The sequence below is a fragment of the Pseudoxanthomonas broegbernensis genome (assembly GCF_014202435.1).
Lineage (GTDB): Bacteria > Pseudomonadota > Gammaproteobacteria > Xanthomonadales > Xanthomonadaceae > Pseudoxanthomonas > Pseudoxanthomonas broegbernensis.
Genome location: NZ_JACHGU010000019.1, coordinates 1 through 5,206, shown reverse-complemented (window position 1 = coordinate 5,206; position 5,206 = coordinate 1). Strand labels below are relative to the sequence as shown.

5 protein-coding genes are annotated in these 5,206 nt (G+C 55.0%); 4 read left to right on the top strand and 1 reads right to left on the bottom strand.

Annotated elements, in window-relative coordinates; all coding sequences use genetic code 11:
* Positions 1–1,050, top strand: a 1,050-nt coding sequence (locus tag HNR76_RS15100) for a VENN motif pre-toxin domain-containing protein (protein WP_183982358.1), incomplete at its 5' end; no start/stop codon positions are given.
* A 19-nt stretch (positions 1,051–1,069) separates the two neighbouring features.
* Positions 1,070–1,465 (top strand): SMI1/KNR4 family protein, encoded by a 396-nt coding sequence (locus HNR76_RS15095; protein WP_162312311.1) that lies wholly within the window; start codon positions 1,070–1,072, stop codon positions 1,463–1,465.
* A gap of 418 nt (positions 1,466–1,883) precedes the next feature.
* Here the strand turns inward: HNR76_RS15095 and HNR76_RS15090 are convergent, their stop codons facing one another.
* A complete protein-coding gene (locus tag HNR76_RS15090) occupies positions 1,884–2,792 on the bottom strand; it encodes an integrase core domain-containing protein (RefSeq protein ID WP_162312312.1) in 909 nt (302 codons plus the stop codon).
* 71 nt (positions 2,793–2,863) lie between these two features.
* Here HNR76_RS15090 and HNR76_RS15085 point away from each other — a divergent pair, with 71 nt between their 5' ends.
* Positions 2,864–3,643 (top strand): ferritin-like domain-containing protein, encoded by a 780-nt coding sequence (locus HNR76_RS15085; RefSeq protein WP_162312313.1) that lies wholly within the window; start codon positions 2,864–2,866, stop codon positions 3,641–3,643.
* Positions 3,644–4,383: 740 nt separating this feature from the next.
* A complete protein-coding gene (locus HNR76_RS15080) occupies positions 4,384–5,103 on the top strand; it encodes a hypothetical protein (RefSeq protein WP_162312314.1) in 720 nt (239 codons plus the stop codon).
* Positions 5,104–5,206: the final 103 nt, after the last annotated feature.

Below are 5,206 nucleotides of genomic sequence, written 5' to 3'. Positions count from 1 at the left end.
GACAAGCAGACGATCCTGGCGATATCGCAGGCGATCGGAGCGCTGGCCGGTGGGCTGGCCGGAGGCAACCTGGGCGAGGCGGCGACGGGGAGCAACATCGCCAGGAATGCGGTGGAGAACAATTGGCTGACCCGGTGGCAGTCCGATGTACTGCAAAGGGCAGAGAGTGCCTGCGAGGGAGGCAACAAAACCGCCTGCAGCAGAGCGGAAGAATTGCGTGCGCTGGACCAGCGAAACCAGGAGGAGATGTTCGGGTATGTGGCCTCGGTACGCGAGACCATGCTGGCCGAAGGAGTGCCATTCACCGAAGAAGAGTTCGGTCGCCGGATGGACGCGTACTGGAAAGACGCTGGGGTAAGCGAGCGCGATGTGGTGTACACAGGGGAGGGGCACAGGGCCACTCACCCTACCGATGGTCAAAAGCTCTATGAGCTCATCGGTGCTGCGCCGGATATCCTGCCGGACTGGTATCCGGGTAAAAGCTCGGCAGCGCTCAATGCCAGCCTTGGGCAAGGCGTGCTGGGGCACATAGGTGACGTGTTTGCTGCTTGGAACCCGTACTCGGGCGACAGCGTCAATTGGTTCACGGGCGAGGTCGTGTCAGGGAGCGACGCCAGGGACATACGGATCGGTAGCGCTATTGATCTGGCTACCTGGGGATGGAGCAAGGTGCTTGGCTCCGCCAAGGTTGCGACGAAGGTGACCAATATAGGGAATGCTACGCCACGGGTGCCTGAACTCCAGCCTGGTAGCTTCTCGATTTCGGATTGGACGGGATACCCCTCGGGCGTGCCTCGCCCGCAAGGTCCGTTTAGGATCGTGGAGGGTACAGAGTATGATGCTGCACGTACAGTGGCGAACAAGGCGAACAGCGCCATTCGAAGGGACCAAGGGCTTGTCGGGCAGCCGGTTGACATTCATGAGGTTCAGCCAGTTAAGTTCGGTGGTAGCCCGACAGACCCTGCTAACAAGGTTGTTCTGCCCCGTGATATTCACAGACGACAGGTCACCCCTTGGTGGAATAAATTGCAGAAAGATATAGGGAAATAGCATCGAGGAGCAGGAGCCGATGATTTACCGACTTACGGAAGGGCAGCTCGACCCGCCTGCTGATCCCTATCTTGTTGAAGGGCTTTCCTCCAGCTTGGGGTTAGTTCTTCCTTGCGACTACTTGGATTTTCTAAGGCAGCATGATGGAGGCGAGGGATTTCTTGGGGAAAATTACGTAATATTTTGGAAGGCATCTGAATTGGCTGACTTCAATCGTGAATACGAGGTAGAGAAGTATGCGCCTGGTATCTTCCTCTTTGGCTCTAGTGGTGGTGGAGAGGGCTATGGGTTCGACATGGAACTGACTGAACGGCTGGTCGTCCAGATTCCGTTTATTGGCATGGATAGGCGGTTAGCAATACCTGTAGCTAAGAATTTTCCAGACCTTTTTGCTCAGTTTTCCTCATCGCAATGAATAGACTTCAAAACAGTCGCCCACGGAGTATGGAGTTGGTGGAGCTAACGCCTGTCATTGTCGGAGGGAGTTCGACCGATCCGAATAACAAAGCTTGGGTGACGCGGAAGCAGCATTTTGAACTCGTGCGCTATTGGAATAAGACGATCAGCGAGCTTCGTAAGCAAGAGAAATAAGGTGTCCCGTCCACACTGTTCGCAAGCATTTTCCCAGCCATGAGTCAGGCTTTTTCAGTCGAGCGGGAGAGTTTTTCAGGTGCTAAGCCGCCTGTCTTCTCTTCCTGTCTTCCGGCCTCCGATTGAACGCTTCCTGATGAATTCCTGCCCACGCCCAGGCATTTCCCTGCTCATCGCGCAGCCTGCCCGTGGACAGTCGTCGTTGCCCCTTGCGCGTGCCTTGCTGGAGCTTCCGTTCCCAGCTACGGCGGGAACCACCAGCCGGTGATCGCGCCGTTCCAGATGCTCACGAATCGAGGGGGTCGCGTAGATTCGCGCTTGCCATTCCAGACCTCGGCCGGCGTATGCCCGCCCAGGTGCTGATGCGACCGCGCATGGTTGTACCAGGCCCGGAACTCGACCAGCTTGCAATGCAGGTCGTCGCGGTCGGCCACGGCGATCCTGTCCAGGTGCCGCTTGAGCGTGCCGAAGAACCGCTCGATGCGCCCGTTCTGCCAGGGGCAATGGGGCTGGGTGATTTGCAGCCTGATATGAAGCAAGGCCAGCGCCGCTTTCATCAGCTTGGAATTGAAACACGCCTCGTTGTTCACCCGGATACGCGCAGGCAGGCCGAACGTCCGGAACGCACCGCACAGTTCCCGCAGGATCGTGGCGCTGCGCTTGTCGCCCAGGTCAGCCAGTGTCAGGCAGGCACGCGAGCCTTGATCGACCAGCCCCAGGATCATCCGCTGCCGGCCCGAGAGGTCGGCCTTGCCGGTCAGGTCCAGCGCCCAGGTACGGTTGCACGGCATCGGGCGCGGGATGCGATGCTTGCACTCCCGCCGCAGACGAACGATGTCCGCCCGGGACTGGCATAGCACGGTGGCGACGAAGCTCTTGCCCACGCTGACGTGCCGATGCGCGAACCGCCGGTTGAACACCTCGGTTGGCGTCCGGCAGCACAGGTCGGGCGAGAGCGCCTTGAGCCGGATCAGCTCGCGCTGATCGGTGGGCTCGTTGCAGCCAGTTCCGAAGCAGTTGCCCCGGCGTTGGCGAAGTATCTGTACAACAAAGATGATCGGGAGTTGACGGCTGAACAGAAGGAGGCTATCAGTTCGATCGTCAGTGTTGGGGGAGCAATATTGGCTCACTTCGAAATGACGTTTCTTCAATTGTGACTGCAGGTTCGATTTCCTAGAATGCTGTAGATAACAATTGGGGGGAAGTAGGACATTATTCGACTATGGCGACTGTGCTGTATCTGGCTGGGTTCTCGGAGCAGGATGCAAAAGCTATTGCGTTAGCAGCATGGGCGCCGGATACAGACAACAGGAACGCTATTACGGTTTTAAACTTGGTCGGCTCGGCTCTTCCTGGAATGCCACAGCAGAGTAATCACTTACTTGATGGTGAAAGTGATCCGGGGAAGGTAAAGGCTGTGCAGGAATACTGGGCCGATCAGGTTGGTGAAATTCTGAAGTTAATAAAGACCCTTGAGAATAATCCTGTCGGGAAATCTGCTGTACTCTCGGACCCTGAAGTGCAGCGTGCACTTCATGCATTCGGTGACTCCTTTGCTCATGTGAAGCCGGATGGAACGCATTTTGATGAAGGGCATGGACACCTTATTCCGTCAATTACGGGTGGCGATCCGGATAATCCATACACAAATAAGGACGCATTCCTTAAGTATGCTATTACTATCTATGATTTGGGTGCTGCAGCCACGATTGGTGCGGCTCGTAGAGATGCAGGGTACGTCAATGATCTCGCATCACGGATCGTTTCCTATGAGTCTGAAGCTACTCAGAAAGGTATTCTAGATAATGCGGCTTTATTGTCGACGGGTAATTGGCCATCCGGCTTGGTAAATTCCCCCGTCAGTGAGTGTGGAAAGATAGAAAACTGTAATAAGCGTACGCCCACAAATACAGTTAATCCGGTGATCCGCAAGATATACAATCTGGATCCGCCACCGAAATATCACGCTCCAGTGGTCGACTGGAGCAAACTTCCACATTAATGGTGGCGTTGGGTTATGGCCTCAAAATCAACGTTAGGCTGCTTAATGTATGGAGTGTTCTTAGTATTTTATTTTACTGGCTGGACACTCTGTCTGTCTCTGTATGGGTTGATTACCTATAATCGAAGAACTCATGATTCTCTGGGTTTATATGGTGTCCTTAGTAGCCCTTTCGCTAAGTTGTGGGAGGGGGTGGTAGCTATCAGTCTTTTGCTGATTCCATTGCTGTCGATAATTCTGATTTTTCGGCTTAAAACATGGTCATGGCTTCGTCTTATGGAGGTTGTTCTGTCTATTATCACTTGGTCATTTTTTCTGTACAATTTTTCTTTTTATAGAGGTTGAGCAAATTTTTCTTGCTACGTTATCTGTAAGCGTTTCACTTGGCGTGAGCCGTGGTGTCTGTCGACACAGGCCGTAAGAATTTCCACATTCATGAGCCAGAATTTTCAACCAGATAAGTGGATTCCTTGGGTGGTAGATTTCTTGCTCTTTGTCTTTTCGCCTCAGTTTGACTTGAACGGTCCTGGTTACTTCCTATCTACGCTAAGGTATTTCGCACCCGCCGCGTAGCTCGCCCGTAGACGCTTGTCGTTCTTGCCCACGCTTTGCCGGAGTCCGCTGCTGTCTTCGACTGCGGTACGCCAACCAGTGATCGTGCCATTCTCAAGTGTCGCTTACTGCAAGGATCGCTAGTTGTGTTTGCCTTATGGGTATTTCCTATCCCTCGAGGAGTACATATGAAAAAAAGCGTCGTTTGGAGACATGAATTCGCATTCATGCTGGGCTGTACACTTCTGGTGGCCAGTACCATTGCCGTCGCTGGCCCCTTCTCCAGGGCCAAGACCGAGGGCCAGCGTCTGGATGGGGCGGGAGTAGTAGAAATTGAAGGTATCCATGTCTACTCGTTCCTGCAGGAAGGGGCAGGTGGTAACGGCCGCCTTTCCCGCGATCTGGACAAGTTTCTCACTGTTGTGGGCGAGGCATTGCGGGAGAAGGGCATTCCCGTAGAGACGAAAGACTTGCCGGCCGGTACGTTGGTCATGGAGGTGGCGGCCCACGGACCTGGCGGAGTTGCCGGGTCAGAGCGGGTCACACCCGAGTCCAGCCGCATACAGGCAACGGAACTGGTACGGGAACGCCAATCTGGCGAACCGATCTCATCTTCTGGCCATCGTTTGCTGCTATTGCCCGACAAGGTCGTTCATAGCACCGGGCTGCAGTGGGGCACCCGGACCATCCGCACTGGTTCGGGGGCGTTGTTCCGCGCCGGGCCGCAGACATCCGGTGTGCCTTCCTACAGTTTCCGCGTGTACTGGCTGTTGGAAGATGAGAACGATCGGCCGGTCGCTGCGGGTACTACGACAGGTATTCTAGATGTGCGTGGCTTCCCACATAAGCCTATGGCCGAACAGATGCTTGCCGAACTGGAACGACTTGGGATTAGCTGGCCGAAGTGATGTTGGTAGCCGGGCGCGACGTGAACCTGACCTCCGTGGGAGAGACGCACGCGGTCGACCAGACCACGGTCACCCAGAAGAAGAAACTGCTCAGCACCAAGAC

Excerpts from the sequence above, each read along its gene's own strand:
- HNR76_RS15095 (WP_162312311.1), top strand. The coding sequence starts at position 1,070 with ATGATTTACCGACTTACGGAAGGGCAGCTCGACCCGCCTGCTGATCCC.
- HNR76_RS15085 (WP_162312313.1), top strand. The coding sequence starts at position 2,864 with ATGGCGACTGTGCTGTATCTGGCTGGGTTCTCGGAGCAGGATGCAAAA.
- HNR76_RS15080 (WP_162312314.1), top strand. The coding sequence starts at position 4,384 with ATGAAAAAAAGCGTCGTTTGGAGACATGAATTCGCATTCATGCTGGGC.